This window comes from Amycolatopsis sp. 3B14, assembly GCF_050958625.1.
GTDB lineage: Bacteria > Actinomycetota > Actinomycetes > Mycobacteriales > Pseudonocardiaceae > Amycolatopsis_E > Amycolatopsis_E thermoflava.
In genome coordinates, this window is sequence record NZ_JBHZEN010000072.1 from 1 (window position 1) to 13,150 (window position 13,150).

General features: G+C 70.1%; 13 protein-coding genes, 2 tRNA genes and 1 pseudogene. 7 read left to right on the plus strand and 9 right to left on the minus strand.

Features of this window, described 5'->3' with window-relative positions; all coding sequences use genetic code 11:
• Positions 1 to 112: 112 nt before the first annotated feature.
• The 3 genes from ACCP09_RS34445 to leuC form a co-directional block, all read right to left on the minus strand.
• Positions 113 to 733 (minus strand): HU family DNA-binding protein, encoded by a 621-nt coding sequence (locus ACCP09_RS34445; RefSeq protein WP_027931890.1) that lies wholly within the window; start codon positions 731 to 733, stop codon positions 113 to 115.
• A 227-nt stretch (positions 734 to 960) separates the two neighbouring features.
• Positions 961 to 1,563, minus strand: a complete 603-nt coding sequence (gene leuD, locus ACCP09_RS34450) for a 3-isopropylmalate dehydratase small subunit (RefSeq protein WP_433752981.1) — start codon at positions 1,561 to 1,563, stop codon at positions 961 to 963.
• A gap of 16 nt (positions 1,564 to 1,579) precedes the next feature.
• The gene (gene leuC, locus ACCP09_RS34455) at positions 1,580 to 2,995 is read right to left on the minus strand and encodes a 3-isopropylmalate dehydratase large subunit (RefSeq protein ID WP_017987478.1); all 1,416 of its coding nucleotides are present in this window, start codon (positions 2,993 to 2,995) and stop codon (positions 1,580 to 1,582) included.
• A 128-nt stretch (positions 2,996 to 3,123) separates the two neighbouring features.
• On the opposite strand from leuC, the gene ACCP09_RS34460 reads away from it, so the two are divergent.
• Together ACCP09_RS34460 and ACCP09_RS34465 are read left to right on the plus strand one after the other, a co-directional pair.
• Entirely contained in the window at positions 3,124 to 3,843 is a 720-nt protein-coding gene (locus ACCP09_RS34460) for an IclR family transcriptional regulator (RefSeq protein ID WP_027931891.1), read from the plus strand.
• An 85-nt stretch (positions 3,844 to 3,928) separates the two neighbouring features.
• Positions 3,929 to 4,555, plus strand: coding sequence for an alpha-ketoglutarate-dependent dioxygenase AlkB (locus ACCP09_RS34465; RefSeq protein ID WP_433752984.1), 627 nt, complete (start codon positions 3,929 to 3,931; stop codon positions 4,553 to 4,555).
• 196 nt (positions 4,556 to 4,751) lie between these two features.
• On the opposite strand, the gene ACCP09_RS34470 is transcribed toward ACCP09_RS34465, so the two are convergent.
• The gene (locus ACCP09_RS34470; protein ID WP_433752985.1) at positions 4,752 to 5,345 is read right to left on the minus strand and encodes an Rv1733c family protein; all 594 of its coding nucleotides are present in this window, start codon (positions 5,343 to 5,345) and stop codon (positions 4,752 to 4,754) included.
• A 520-nt stretch (positions 5,346 to 5,865) separates the two neighbouring features.
• Here ACCP09_RS34470 and ACCP09_RS34475 point away from each other — a divergent pair.
• Both ACCP09_RS34475 and ACCP09_RS34480 read left to right on the plus strand, forming a co-directional pair.
• Positions 5,866 to 6,570: a hypothetical protein gene (locus tag ACCP09_RS34475; RefSeq protein ID WP_148085697.1), complete on the plus strand. Its 705-nt coding sequence runs from the start codon at positions 5,866 to 5,868 to the stop codon at positions 6,568 to 6,570.
• A 5-nt stretch (positions 6,571 to 6,575) separates the two neighbouring features.
• Positions 6,576 to 7,175: a class F sortase gene (locus tag ACCP09_RS34480; RefSeq protein ID WP_123683537.1), complete on the plus strand. Its 600-nt coding sequence runs from the start codon at positions 6,576 to 6,578 to the stop codon at positions 7,173 to 7,175.
• Between the two features lie 34 nt (positions 7,176 to 7,209).
• Here ACCP09_RS34480 and ACCP09_RS34485 read toward each other — a convergent pair whose 3' ends face one another.
• Complete coding sequence (locus tag ACCP09_RS34485) at positions 7,210 to 7,749, minus strand: GNAT family N-acetyltransferase (protein ID WP_433752987.1); 540 nt, start codon at positions 7,747 to 7,749, stop codon at positions 7,210 to 7,212.
• Between the two features lie 343 nt (positions 7,750 to 8,092).
• Here ACCP09_RS34485 and ACCP09_RS34490 point away from each other — a divergent pair.
• Together ACCP09_RS34490 and ACCP09_RS34495 are read left to right on the plus strand one after the other, a co-directional pair.
• Positions 8,093 to 8,455, plus strand: a pseudogene (locus tag ACCP09_RS34490) (DUF11 domain-containing protein); the annotation flags it as partial.
• 127 nt (positions 8,456 to 8,582) lie between these two features.
• Positions 8,583 to 8,801 (plus strand): hypothetical protein, encoded by a 219-nt coding sequence (locus tag ACCP09_RS34495; protein WP_433752992.1) that lies wholly within the window; start codon positions 8,583 to 8,585, stop codon positions 8,799 to 8,801.
• A gap of 163 nt (positions 8,802 to 8,964) precedes the next feature.
• On the opposite strand, the gene ACCP09_RS34500 is transcribed toward ACCP09_RS34495, so the two are convergent.
• From ACCP09_RS34500 to gltX, 4 genes are all read right to left on the minus strand, one after another.
• A tRNA-Glu gene (locus ACCP09_RS34500) sits at positions 8,965 to 9,037 on the minus strand.
• A 64-nt stretch (positions 9,038 to 9,101) separates the two neighbouring features.
• Positions 9,102 to 9,173, minus strand: a tRNA-Gln gene (locus tag ACCP09_RS34505).
• Between the two features lie 93 nt (positions 9,174 to 9,266).
• The gene (locus ACCP09_RS34510; protein ID WP_123683540.1) at positions 9,267 to 9,959 is read right to left on the minus strand and encodes an HAD family hydrolase; all 693 of its coding nucleotides are present in this window, start codon (positions 9,957 to 9,959) and stop codon (positions 9,267 to 9,269) included.
• A gap of 179 nt (positions 9,960 to 10,138) precedes the next feature.
• Positions 10,139 to 11,620 (minus strand): glutamate--tRNA ligase, encoded by a 1,482-nt coding sequence (gltX, locus tag ACCP09_RS34515; RefSeq protein ID WP_433752990.1) that lies wholly within the window; start codon positions 11,618 to 11,620, stop codon positions 10,139 to 10,141.
• Between the two features lie 90 nt (positions 11,621 to 11,710).
• Between gltX and ACCP09_RS34520 the strand changes: the two genes are divergently transcribed.
• A complete protein-coding gene (locus ACCP09_RS34520; protein WP_027931900.1) occupies positions 11,711 to 12,943 on the plus strand; it encodes an FAD-dependent oxidoreductase in 1,233 nt (410 codons plus the stop codon).
• Positions 12,944 to 13,150 lie beyond the last annotated feature (207 nt).

Below are 13,150 nucleotides of genomic sequence, written 5' to 3' on the forward strand. Positions count from 1 at the left end.
GCGCCGGTGTCAGGCGACGGGATGACCACCCGGCTCGGGTTTTGGGCACAGAACGCGGCAGGGCCCCCGCGGGTTACGCGGGGGCCCTGCCGAGAAGCAATCGCTACGGCGCTTACTTCTTCTTCCGGGTCGTGGTGGTCTTCTTCGCGGCAGTGGTCTTCGCCGCGGTGGCCTTCGGGGCCGCCTTGGTGGCGGTCGTCTTCTTGGCCGCGGTGGACTTCGCCGCCGTGGTCTTCGAAGCCGTGGCCTTCGGGGCCGCCGTCTTGGTGGCGGCCGCGGCGCGGCTGCGCGTGCTGGTGCTGCGGGTCGCGGTGGGACGCGTGGTCGTCGCCTTCGCGGTGGTGGCCCGCGAGGTCGTCGAGCGCGACGCGGTGGTGCCGGTGCTGCGGGTCGAAGCGGCAGCGCTGCGGGTCGAAGTCGTCGTGCGCTTCGCCGCCGTGGCCTTCGGCAGCTTCTTGGCACCGCTGATGACGTCCTTGAAGGTCGTGCCGGCGCGGAAGGCCGGGACGTTGGTCTTCTTCACCTTGACCGTCTCACCGGTGCGCGGGTTGCGAGCGGTGCGGGCCGCGCGGGCACGCTTCTCGAACACACCGAAACCGGTGATGTTGACCTTCTCGCCCTTCTGCACGGTGCGAATGATGATGTCCACCAGGTTGTCGACCGCCTGGGAAGCAACCTTCTTGTCGCCCAGACGCTCGGAGAGCGCCTCGATCAGCTGGGCCTTGTTGGCCATTCCAGTCCTCCATGAAGAACTACGTGTCACACGGCCACATCGGCCGACTTCACGCACACGGTATTACCAACTCGCCCAAAATTCCAAACGGCGCGCGGAATTTTTCTGCAGGCGGGGCGTGGTTTCCGCCTCCTGAGCGACCCTCTCGGGCCCTTCCGCGCGCCGTTCGGCGTGGTGTTCCCGGCCTCGGACCGGGTGCGAATCCCTTGCTGAGCAGGGAATTCGTGTTATCCGGCCGCCACCGGGGTGGTCACCGGCTTCCAGCTGGGACGCTGCGCCTCGAACCGGTCGATCTCGTCGGCGTGTCGCAGGGTGAGAGCGATGTCATCCAGCCCCTCCAGCAGCCGCCAGCGGGTGTAGTCGTCGATCGCGAAGGTCGTCTGGAAGTCCTTGGCCCGCACGGTCTTCGCCTCGAGGTCGACCGTGACCTCCGTGCCGGGGTCGTTCTCGAGGATCTTCCACAGCTGCTCGACGTCCGACTGCTCGCACTGGGCGGCCACCAGACCCTGCTTCCCGGAGTTGCCCCGGAAGATGTCGGCGAAGCGGGAGGAGATGACGACCCGGAAGCCGTAGTTCATCAATGCCCAGACAGCGTGTTCGCGCGAGGACCCGGTGCCGAAGTCCGGACCGGCGACGAGCACGCTGCCGGCCTTGAACGGCTCCTGGTTCAGGATGAACGACTCGTCGGTCCGCCAGGCGGCGAACAGGCCGTCCTCGAAACCGGTGCGGCTGACCCGCTTGAGGTAGACGGCCGGGATGATCTGGTCAGTGTCCACGTTGGACCTGCGCAGGGGCACTCCGATGCCGGTGTGCGTCTTGAACGGCTCCATGGTGGTGGGGGCTCCTTCAGTTCAGGTCTTCGGGGCTGGACAGCGTGCCGCGGACGGCCGTGGCGGCCGCGACGAGCGGCGAGACGAGGTGGGTGCGGCCACCCTTGCCCTGCCTGCCCTCGAAGTTGCGGTTGGAGGTGGACGCGCTGCGCTCGCCGGGGGCCAGCTGGTCCGGGTTCATGCCGAGGCACATCGAGCAGCCCGCCTGGCGCCACTCCGCGCCGGCGTCGAGGAAGACCTTGTCGAGCCCCTCGGCCTCGGCGGCCTGGCGCACCCGCATCGAGCCGGGGACGACGAGCATCCGGACGCCCTCGGCCACCTTGCGGCCCTGGAGCACGTCCGCGGCGGCCCGCAGGTCCTCGATCCGGCCGTTGGTGCACGAGCCGAGGAAGACGGTGTCGACCTTGATGTCCCGCAGCGGGGTGCCCGGCTTGAGGTCCATATAGGACAGGGCCTTCTCGGCGGCGAACCGCTCGGTCTCGTCCGCGATCTGCTCCGGGTCCGGCACCGACTCGCTCAGCGGCAGGCCCTGGCCGGGGTTGGTGCCCCACGTCACGAACGGGGTCAGGGAGTCGGCGTCGAGGTGGACCTCGGCGTCGAACACGGCGCCCTCGTCGGTGCGCAGCGACTTCCAGTTCTCCACCGCGGCGTCCCAGTCGGCGCCCTGCGGGGCGTGCGGGCGGCCCTTCAGGTAGGCGAAGGTGGTCTCGTCCGGGGCGATCATCCCGGCGCGCGCGCCCGCCTCGATCGACATGTTGCAGATCGTCATGCGGGCTTCCATCGACAGCGCCTCGATCGCGCTGCCCCGGTACTCCAGGACGTAGCCCTGGCCGCCGCCGGTGCCGATCTTGGCGATGACGGCGAGGATGACGTCCTTCGCCGTGACACCCGGCCGGAGCCTGCCGTCGACGTTGATCGCCATCGTCTTGAACGGCCGCAGCGGCAGGGTCTGGGTGGCCAGCACGTGCTCGACCTCGGAGGTGCCGATACCGAAGGCCATCGCGCCGAACGCGCCGTGGGTGGAGGTGTGACTGTCACCGCACACGACCGTCATCCCGGGCTGGGTCAGGCCCAGCTGCGGGCCGATGACGTGCACGATGCCCTGCTCGGCGTCGCCCATCGGGTGCAGCCGGACGCCGAACTCCTTGCAGTTCTTCCGAAGCGTCTCGACCTGGGTGCGGGACACCGGGTCGGCGATCGGGAGTTCGATGTCGACGGTCGGGACGTTGTGGTCCTCGGTCGCGATGGTCAGGTCCGGGCGCCGCACCTTGCGGCCGGCCAGCCGGAGACCGTCGAACGCCTGCGGGCTGGTGACTTCGTGCACCAGGTGCAGGTCGATGTAGAGCAGGTCGGGCTCCGCTCCTTCACCGCGGCGCACGGTGTGCGCCTCCCACACCTTCTCGGCCAGTGTCCGCGGCCGCGTGGTGGTCATCTGTGCTCCTCCCACGAGGTTGATTGGGAGCAAAGGAACCTGAGGACCGTCGCGGGAACGTCAGCGACCTCGGGTTCGATTTTCCCAGATTCTGGACTTCCCAAATCCCGGGAAGCTAGTATCGCGTCGTGGGACAGCATAGCTCTTCTGACCAGCAGAGCGGTATCGGCGTTCTGGACAAGGCCGTCGCCGTGCTGCAGGCCGTCGCCGAAGATCCGTGCGGGCTCGCGGAACTGTGCACCCGGACCGGGTTGCCGCGCGCGACCGCGCACCGCCTCGCCGTCGGTCTCGAGGTGCACCGGCTGCTGCGGCGCGGGCCGGACGGCCGCTGGCGCCCGGGATCCGCGCTCGCCGAACTCGCGGGCGGCACCGCGGATCCGTTGCTGGACGCGGCGAGTTCGGTACTGCCGAAGCTGCGGGACATCACCGGGGAGAGCGTCCAGTTGTACCGGCGCGACGGGGTGCAGCGCGTGTGCGTGGCGACCGCGGAGCCGATGAGCGGGCTGCGTGACACGGTGCCGATCGGGACTCGGCTGTCGATGACGGCGGGCTCGGGCGCGAAGGTGCTTGCCGCGTGGTCCGATCCGCACACGCAACGCACCATCTTGGCGGACGCGGTGTTCGGGGAACGGACGCTGCTCGAGGTGCGCCGTCGCGGGTGGGCGCAGAGCGTGGCCGAGCGGGAGCCGGGCGTGGCGAGTGTTTCCGCGCCGGTGCGGGATTCCGCGGGCAACGTGATCGCGGCCGTGTCGGTTTCCGGTCCGGTGGAACGGATAGGGCGCAAGCCGGGCGCGCGCTGGGCGGCGGATCTGCTCGCGGCGGCGGAGGCGTTGCAGGAACGGCTGTAGTTCCCGACCGGTCCGGCCGGTGGCAACGAGTTCGGCGATCCGACAGCGGGTAGAACACACGTTCGATTTGGGGTAGCCTCGGGTCATGACCGCAGGGCTGCAGGGTTCGCTGTTCGGTCAGGCCGAGGAATGTTCGCTCGGGTCCCTGACCGAGACGCGGCGCACGGAACTGGGCGACGGCGCGTGGATCGATCTGCGGCCGGGGTGGCTGTCGGGCGCGGACGTGTTGTTCGAGCGCCTGGCGGCGGACGTGCCGTGGCACGCGGAGCGCCGCCGGATGTACGACCGGGTGGTCGACGTGCCGCGGCTGTTGTGCTTCTACGGCGAGGACGAGCGCCTGCCGGACCCGGTGCTGGACGAGGCGCGGGCCGCGTTGAGCCGGCACTACGGGGACGAGCTCGGCGAGCCGTTCCGCACGGCGGGGCTGTGCTTCTACCGCGACGGCCGGGACAGCGTGGCGTGGCACGGCGACACGATCGGCCGGGGTTCGCGCGAGGACACCATGGTGGCGATCGTGTCGGTCGGCGCGCCGCGGAGCATGCTGTTGCGCCCGCGCGGCGGCGGGGCGACCGTGCGGCAACTCCTGGGCCCCGGCGACCTCATCGTCATGGGCGGTTCGTGCCAGCGGACATGGGAGCACGCCATCCCGAAGACGAACCGCCCCGTCGGGCCGAGGATCAGCATCCAGTTCCGCCCCCGCGGCGTGCGCTGAAAAACAGCAGCCGCCAACCCGAGCGGCGGCACGGTTCGCCCTAAGGAACAGGCAACGGCGGCAGCGCTGAACCCCGGTGATGTCCGCTGAAGACAGCAGCCGTCACCCCAGTGGTGTCCGCCGGAGCGGAGAAGCGCCGCAGGGGGCATCCTCGTCGGATGCCCACGAGCGGCGTGTCAGACCCCAGTAAGAACAGTCAGGAACGCGCCCAGCGGTCGCCGAGCGTGGCCCATTCCGCTTCCCAGCGCGCGGCGCGCCTGCGGTCCAGCACGAAGCGCGTGATCCAGTACGTCGCGGTCAGCACGAGCGCCGCCACGAGCCAGGCGAAGATCCCCGCCAGCACGCCGGTCGTGGCCGCGTCGGTCGAGCTGATCGGCGCGGGCGCCGGGTCACCGGCTTCATTGATCCACACCGGCACGGTCGACCCGGCCGTCGCGCCGGGGTCGGCCGCCACGATGCCCGTCTTCGGCTCCCCGCCGTTGTAGGTCCACGTCGCGTGCACCCCGGCCGTGCTGCTGGTCGAGAACGCGCCCTCGGTCGCCGGCACAGGCGCCGGCGCGTCCTCGAGCAGCGTCGCGGTCACGAGGTGCCGCGAACCGCGCTGCTCTTCGGAAACCGCCAGCTGACCCCCATACGTCCGGGACCCGGTGAACAACGCCAGCGGAACCGCGACGAGCAGCCCCAGCACCACCACCAACAGAAGCGCAGCCTCGACCCGGTCGGACGTTCTGGCCAACGGGTTGCGACCGATGTGCAGGCGCCGCCAGAAACGCCCGATTAGTCCGGTCACGGTCTAATCCCCCTTCCTCTGCCACCTCGGCAAGCACAATCGCAATACCCACTGTGCCTCGCCCGTACCCGAATTGGCACTGAAACGAGACCAAGACCGCTGTGAGCCGCCCCTCACAACGGCTCAAGATCGGGATCTCTCCATGCTGGCACCGGTGAACGGTTCACAACATCGACCGAAAGGGCTTTCCCACCCGGCCGGGCGCCACGCTCCGTGACCGTCCCCACCTGGCGATCCACGACCACCGGCCAAGCCGTGGGAAATTTTCGCGCCGAACCGGCCTGGTCACGGCGGCGGAGCGCTGTTATCGTCCCTTGATGTAACGCGTCGATTCGCGATCGCCGATTAGGGCGTCCGCGTTACACATTTCCCGGACAATTTCTGTCACATGCCTTTTCGTTTCTCCCCGTGACCGGAATCGGGGAGGATCACGCGAGAACCTCGGCCAGAAGAGTGATGACGCGCGCGCCGAGGGCGGTCGGGGTCACCGCGCGTTCCGAGCAACACCAGTGGAGTCACTTTGCGTAAGCCCTTGGGCCGCCTCGCGGCAGCCGTGATCAGCGGTGCGCTGATCACCCTCACCACCGCCCCGGCAGCGCTCGCCGAGGAGAGCACGACCCCGGAGGTCACCACCACGACGTCGGCCGCGCCGGAGAGCACGGAGACGTCCGCGCCGAGCTCGTCCGCCGAGACGACGAGCGAGACGTCCTCGGCCACCACGACCACCAGCCGGCCGAGCCTCACCAGCAGCCCGGGCACCACGACGACGCCCGTCACGACGACCACCGGGTCGAGCGAGCCGACGTCGACCTCCAGCAGCGCCCCGGAGGAGCCGCCGTACGAGGACGACACCGCCTACGGCATCGACCTGGGCGACGGCACCGGCGTGCTGATCATCGCCTGCGCCGCGGGCCAGCCGACCGGCGTGTGGTCGCCGGACTTCGACATCCTCGACGGCCCGTACCAGGAGGAACAGGACGGCCGGTACTGGGACTACCTGGTGCAGCTGCACGAGGGCAAGTCCTTCGACTCCGGCACCGTCACGGCCGACTGGACCTGCGCGGGCGCCCCGCAGGGCGGCGGCGCGTCCGGCGGCGGCGTGGCTCCGGTCCCGGGCTCGGGCGAGTCCGGCGAGTGGCAGCAGAGCAACGGCGGCGACGCCCAGGTCTCGTTCGCGCCCAAGGCGGGCGTGGAGACCGGGGCCGGCGGCACCGCCCGGTTCTGACCGCCATGCGCAACCCGTTCACCGGCCGGGGCGGTCGCGTTCTCGCGGCCGCCCCGGCGGTTCTGCTCGCTCTCGTCCTGACCGGCTGCGGCTCCGATCCGCAGCCCACGCAGGCCGCGGCGCCCACCACGTCGGTCCCGGTGACCAAGCCCTACGACAAGCTGCGCCCGACCCAGGTGCGGATCCCGAAGATCGGCGCGGAGTCCTCGCTCATCTCGGTCGCGGTGAACAAGGACGGCGAGATCGCGGTGCCGTCGGTCGACAAGCCGATGCAGGCCGCCTGGTACCGCCTGTCCCCCGTGCCCGGCGACGTCGGCCCGGCGATCATCCTGGGTCACGTGGACGGCAACCACCAGCCGGGCGTCTTCTACAAGCTGAAGGACGTCCGGCCGGGCGACGAGATCTTCGTCGATCGCAGCGACGGGCAGCAGCTGCGGTTCGTGGTCGACCACACCACGCAGGTGCCCAAGGACCAGTTCCCGCAGGACGCGGTCTACGGCAACACCGACGAGCCGCAGCTGCGGCTCATCACGTGCGGCGGCGTGTTCGACCACGCCGAGCACAGCTACACCGACAACATCGTCGTCTACGCGAACCTGGCGTGACCCCCGGTGGCGCCGCGCCCGCGGCGCCACCGGCTCACCAGACGTCCCCGTCGCGCCAGTCGCACGTCAGCTCCCCGTCCGGGTCGAGCGACGTGCCGAGCACGAAGACCCCGCCCGCTTCTTCGGGCGTCGGCGTGATCCCGGACGGCGTGAGCGCGGACAGCGGCCCGCGCCAGCACGTCCAGCGGCGGGAGCGGTAGAACGGGATCGCCTCGTCCGACGCGCTGAGCGCACCCACCTCGTAGGCCTCGCGAATCACACGTTCCAGCGGCTCCATCACCACGCCGCCGTAGCCGCGCCGCCGGCGGTCCGCGCGCACTCCCACGGCCTCCACGTACCCGGTGCGCCAGGCCCGCCCGTTGTGGACCATCCTGCGCTGCACCACGGACGCGTGGGCCACCAGTTCCGGGCCCTCCCACAGCAGGGCGTGCACACCGCCGAGGGCGTGCTCCCAGTCGTGCTCGGTCAGGTCGCCTTCGAACACGTCGTACAAGAGCTCACGGGCCGCGGCGAGGGCCGGTGCGCCGAGATCGGCTGTGTGGGCCACCTGGAGCGCGGGAGTGATCTCGGCCATGCCCGGAGATTAGGCCCCGCCTGCCTGCGCTGTCATCCGGTTTGTCCACGGTGGACAGGCGGCTCTCCCCCGCTCGGATGAGCGCCGTGAGGTTTTCCCGCACTACCCGGTCTGAGCAGTGACATCTGGCGAACCCGGGGGTCCCACCAGGCTCACCCCCGGCGCGGGCGCGGGCGGCTGTCAGAACAGCGTGACCGGTCTCGGCACCACGACCGTCAGCTGCGCGGGCGCCAACAGCACCAACGGCACGTGGGGCACGGTGCTGGTCAAGTCGGTCGGGGCCACCTCGTTCTCCCAGACGCTGCAAAGCACCGGGGGCGGCGAAGCGGTGGCGTTCGCGGTGATGACCTTGTCGGGCTCGGCCAGAACCGGGACCGCCCGCGACGGCGACGACGGGCACACTCACCGTGCTGCCACGCGCGAACGGCAGCCGGTACCCCTGAGCGAGGCCGCGAGCCCGGGCAGTTCGCTGGCGAGTGTGGACGTGCCGCAACGCGACCACGGGCAGCACGACCGCGCTGCCGTCGGGGCGGGAACCAAGGCGGTGGCCCCGCAACCCGGTGACGACATCACGTGCACCATCACCAACACCCCGCTCCCGGCCGACCTGGCGATCGCGAAGGCCGCGACGCCGCAGGTGAACGCGGGCGAGACGGTGGCGTACCTGCTCGTCGTCACGAACAACGGCCGCGGCGACTCGTCCGGCTACACGGTCACCGACCAGATCCCGGCCGGGCTGACGAACGTGTCGTCGAGCACGGCCGGGCTGCGCGGTCTCCGGTTCGACCCTGACCTGCACCGGCGGGCTGCTGCCCGCGGGCCAGAGCAGCCAGATCACGGTGACCGCGACCGCGGACGGCACGGTCGAGCTGATGCGCAACACCGCGACCGTGCGGGGTATTCAGCCGGACCCGGCACCCGCGAACAACACCGCCAACGCCGCGGTGACGGTCGTGACCGTGCCGATGGTGGCGGCGGGTGTCGCCGGGGTGCTGGGCCTGTTCGGCGGCGGCTGGGCACTGCGCCGGCGTCTGCGATGCCCGGTGTCGTGACCTGAACAATCCCGAGTGGACGATCACTGGGCGGGCGCCGGGCCAGGTGCCCGCCCAGTTTTCACCAACCTCGGTGCCCGACGGCAGAGAGGAGCATCGAAGCCATACCCCACAACAAAGCAAGGAGCGCTGACTCGATGAGTCAGCGCTCCTTGGCGGTACGTACCCCCGATGGGATTCGAACCCACGCTACCGGCGTGAGAGGCCGGCGTCCTAGGCCGCTAGACGACGGGGGCTAGGCACTTGCTCTTTCCCTTGTTGCGAGAGGAACCTTACCAGAGGCGGTTTTTCCTCTTGCAGCTGGGGTACCAGGACTCGAACCTAGACTAACAGAGCCAGAATCTGTCGTGCTGCCAATTACACCATACCCCAACGGTTTGCCACTCCGATTCGCGACTCGGAGCAGCTCCGCTGGGAAGAAATATAGCCTAGCCCCGTCAGCGGTGCGTAACCGGGGGGTGGGGTTCAGCGCTGGGCGGGCACGCCGATCCGCGCGAACTCGCTGACCAGCAGCTGCGGGAGCTCGTCCAGCCCTCCGATGACGTGCACGCCCTCCGGCACCTCCGCGTCACCGCCGGTCCGGTCGAGCCACACCCCCTCCAGGCCGGCGTCCCGGGCGCCGACAGCGTCGGTATGCAGCTTGTCGCCCACGTGGGCGGCCTCACTCGGGTCGCAGTCGAGCACCGCGCACACGGCGTGGAACATCACCGGATCGGGCTTGGCGGCCCCGACCTCACCGGCGATCGCCACGTGGTCGAAGAAGCGGGTGAGCCCCAGATCGGCGAGCTTGGCGCGCTGGTGGGCGCCGGAGGCGTTGGTCACAGCGGCGATGAGGACGTCCGCCGCGCGCAGCCACTCCAGGCAGGGCAGGACGTCGTCGAAGAGGCGCCACGAGCTGCGCAGCACCTCCTTGCGGCGGCGCTCGAACCGGGCCACGTCCTCCGCTTCCAGCACGACGCCGATCTCGGCGAGGAAGCACTGGGTGCGCCGGTGGTGCATGGACGCGTAGTCGATCTCCCCCGCGACGACGCGGGCGACGTGCCAGTCGGTGATCCGCTCCCACAGCGGCCACAGGTCGGCCCGGCCGATCAGCAGCGACAGCGCGCGTTTGCCCGCGGAGGTGAAGTCGATCAACGTGTCGTCGATGTCCAGGCACACCAGCCGCAGGCTGGACGGTCTCCACGGATCCGCCGGATCCCCCAGACCGGGCTCGGGGACACGGACGCGGGTAGGTGTGCCGGGACGCGCAAAATCCACCCAGCGAGGCTAGGCGAGAACTACGCTGAGCGGTTCGGCCGACAAGGTGATTCAGTGCGTCGTTTCGACGGCGACCGCTTCTACTCTGCGTCGCCGGGCAGAGCGTTGCGCAGACGTCCGAGTGAAACTTCCCGGCCGAGCAGCTCCATCGATTCGTACAACGGCGGCGACACCGTGCGACCGGTGATGGCGACGCGAACCGGGGCGAAAGCCTTGCGCGGCTTGAGGCCGAGGCCCTCGACCAGGGCGTCCTTGAGCGCCTGCTCGATGGCCGCGGTCTCCCACGACGGCAGCGCCTCCAGCGCCTCGATCGACGCGCGCAGCACGGGTTCGGCGTCCGCCTTGAGGTTCTTGGCGGCCGCGTCCTCCTCGGGCGCGAACTCCTCCTCCGGCACGAACAGGAACCGCACGAGCGGCGCCGCGTCACCGAGCACGGTCACCCGCTCCTGGACGAGCGGCGCGATGGTGCGCCACCTGGCCAGCTGCTCCTCGGTCGGCTCGGCGGGCAGCAGCCCGGCCGCCTGGAGGTAGGGCACGACCCGCTGCACGAAGTCCTCGGCGTCGAGGGCGCGGACGTGCACGCCGTTGATCGCCTCGGCCTTCTTGACGTCGAAGCGGGCCGGGTTGGCGCTCACCTTCGAGATCTCGAACGCCTGGACCAGCTCGTCGACCGTGAACGTGTCCCTGTCGTCGGCGATGGACCAGCCGAGCAGGGCCAGGTAGTTCAGCAGGCCCTCACGGATGAACCCGCGGTCGCGGTAGTTGAACAGGTTGGACTGGGGGTCCCGTTTGGACAGTTTGCGGTTGCCCTCGCCCATCACGTACGGCAGGTGGCCGAACTGCGGCGTGAACTCCGCGACACCGATCCGCTCCAGCGCCCGGTACAGCGCGATCTGGCGCGGCGTCGACGGGAGCAGGTCCTCACCGCGGAGGACGTGCGTGATCCGCATCAGGGCGTCGTCGACCGGGTTGGTCAGCGTGTAGAGCGGATCGCCGTTGGCGCGCACCAGGACCGGGTCCGGGATCGAGCCCGCGGGGAAGCTGATGTCACCGCGCACGAGGTCGTTCCAGGCGAGGTCCTCATCCGGCATGCGCAGCCGCAGCACCGGGGCGCGGCCTTCGGCGCGGTAGGCGGCGCGCTGCTCCTCGGTGAGGTCGCGGTCGAAGTTGTCGTAGCCGAGCTGCGGGTCCTGCCCCTTGGCCTTGCGGCGCTCGGCGACCTCCTCGTTGGTGGAGAACGCCTCGTACAGCTCGCCGGCCTCCAGCAGGCGGCGCGCGATGTCGGCGTAGATGTCGCGTCGCTCGCTCTGCCGGTATGGGCCGTACTCGCCGCCCGCGTCGGGACCCTCGTCCCAGTCGAGACCGAGCCAGCGCAGCGCCTCCAGCAGTTGCTGGTAGGACTCCTCGCTGTCCCGGGCGGCGTCGGTGTCCTCGATGCGGAACACCAGGCTGCCGCCGTGGTGCCGGGCGAAGGCCCAGTTGAACAACGCCGTGCGGATGAGCCCCACGTGCGGGGTTCCGGTGGGCGACGGGCAGAAGCGGGCGCGGACTGTCTCAGTCATAACCCGTTCAGCCTATCCCGCTTGACCAGGCGTTCGGAGAGCGCCATGCTGGTCTTATTCAACACAGGATGAATTAAGGGGGTGGTGGCCGTGGTCGAGCGCACGACCTGCGTCGTCGTCGGTGGCGGACCGGCCGGGATGGTGCTCGGACTGCTGCTGGCGCGGGCCGGGGTGGAGGTGACCGTGCTGGAGAAGCACGCGGACTTCCTGCGGGACTTCCGGGGCGACACGGTGCATCCGTCGACGCTGCAGCTGCTGGACGAGCTGGGCCTCGGCGAGCGGTTCGCGAAGCTGCCGCAGAGCAGGCTGAGCACCGTGTCGCTGCCCGGCCCGCCCCCGCTGACGATCGCGGATTTCCGCGGGCTGCGGATCGCGCACCCGTACCTGGCGATGGTGCCGCAGTGGGACCTGCTGGACCTGCTGGCGGACGCGGGCCGGGCCGAGCCCGCGTTCCACCTGCGGATGAGCACCGAGGTGACTTCGCTGGTGCGGGAGGCGGGCCGGGTGGCGGGCGTGCGGTACCGGACGGCGGACGGCGCGACCGGGGAGATCCGGGCGGACCTGACCGTGGGGTGCGACGGTCGTTGGTCGGTGGTGCGGCGGGAGGCCGGCCTGCGGGCGCGGGAGTTCCCGGTGCCGTTCGACACGTGGTGGTTGCGGTTGCCCCGGCGCGGGGAGGAGCGGCCGGAGCTGATGCCGGGCATGCGACACGGGCACTTCGCGGTGATCATCCCGCGCGAGGAGTACTTCCAGGTCGCCTACCTGGCGGCGAAGGGGCTGGACGGGCAGTTGCGCGCGGAGGGCGTCGAGGCGTTCCGCGACCGGATCAGAACGGTGCTGCCGCAGCTGGCGGACCGGGTGGACGCGATCACCTCGATGGACGACGTGAAGCACCTGGACGTGCGGCTGAACCTGATGACACGCTGGCACCGGAACGGCGTGCTGTGCATCGGCGACGCGGCTCACGCCATGTCGCCCATCGGGGGCGTGGGGATCAACCTGGCGGTGCAGGACGCCGTCGCGACGGCCCGGTTGCTGGCCGTCCCCCTGCGGCGCGGAGTGGTTGCCCGGGACCTGGCGCGGATCCGACGGCGCCGATTGCTGCCGACGATGGTGGTCCAAGCGATCCAGCGATTCATGCACCGGGCAGTCGTCCGGCCGGCGATCGAGGGACGGCGAAACGGACCGCCGAAGCCGCTAGTCACGGTGATGAACGCGGTGCCGTGGGCCCGGAGGATCCCCGCCTACGTCATCGGAGTCGGCCTACTACCCGAACACGCACCAAAATGGGCACGACGAAACAACAACACCGAAAGCAAATAAAAGAACGCAAGCCGGCAACGAAAGAAGACCGACCACGCACCAGACCTCCCCCGCCCCGAAAACGCAAGCCGGCAACGAAACGACACCGACTACCCCAACCAGACCTCCCCCGCCCCCGATCCACAGCCGATCTTTAGTCGCCGACCAGGGTTGTCAAGGCACGCTTTCCCGCCTTGACAACCCTGCTCGGCGACTGAAACACAATCA

Bases quoted from the DNA above. Each gene is read 5' to 3' on its own strand.
- ACCP09_RS34445 (WP_027931890.1), bottom strand. From the start codon at position 733: ATGGCCAACAAGGCCCAGCTGATCGAGGCGCTCTCCGAGCGTCTGGGC.
- leuD (WP_433752981.1), bottom strand. From the start codon at position 1,563: ATGGAGCCGTTCAAGACGCACACCGGCATCGGAGTGCCCCTGCGCAGG.
- leuC (WP_017987478.1), bottom strand. From the start codon at position 2,995: ATGACCACCACGCGGCCGCGGACACTGGCCGAGAAGGTGTGGGAGGCG.
- ACCP09_RS34465 (WP_433752984.1), top strand. From the start codon at position 3,929: ATGACCGCAGGGCTGCAGGGTTCGCTGTTCGGTCAGGCCGAGGAATGT.
- ACCP09_RS34480 (WP_123683537.1), top strand. From the start codon at position 6,576: ATGCGCAACCCGTTCACCGGCCGGGGCGGTCGCGTTCTCGCGGCCGCC.
- ACCP09_RS34485 (WP_433752987.1), bottom strand. From the start codon at position 7,749: ATGGCCGAGATCACTCCCGCGCTCCAGGTGGCCCACACAGCCGATCTC.
- gltX (WP_433752990.1), bottom strand. From the start codon at position 11,620: ATGACTGAGACAGTCCGCGCCCGCTTCTGCCCGTCGCCCACCGGAACC.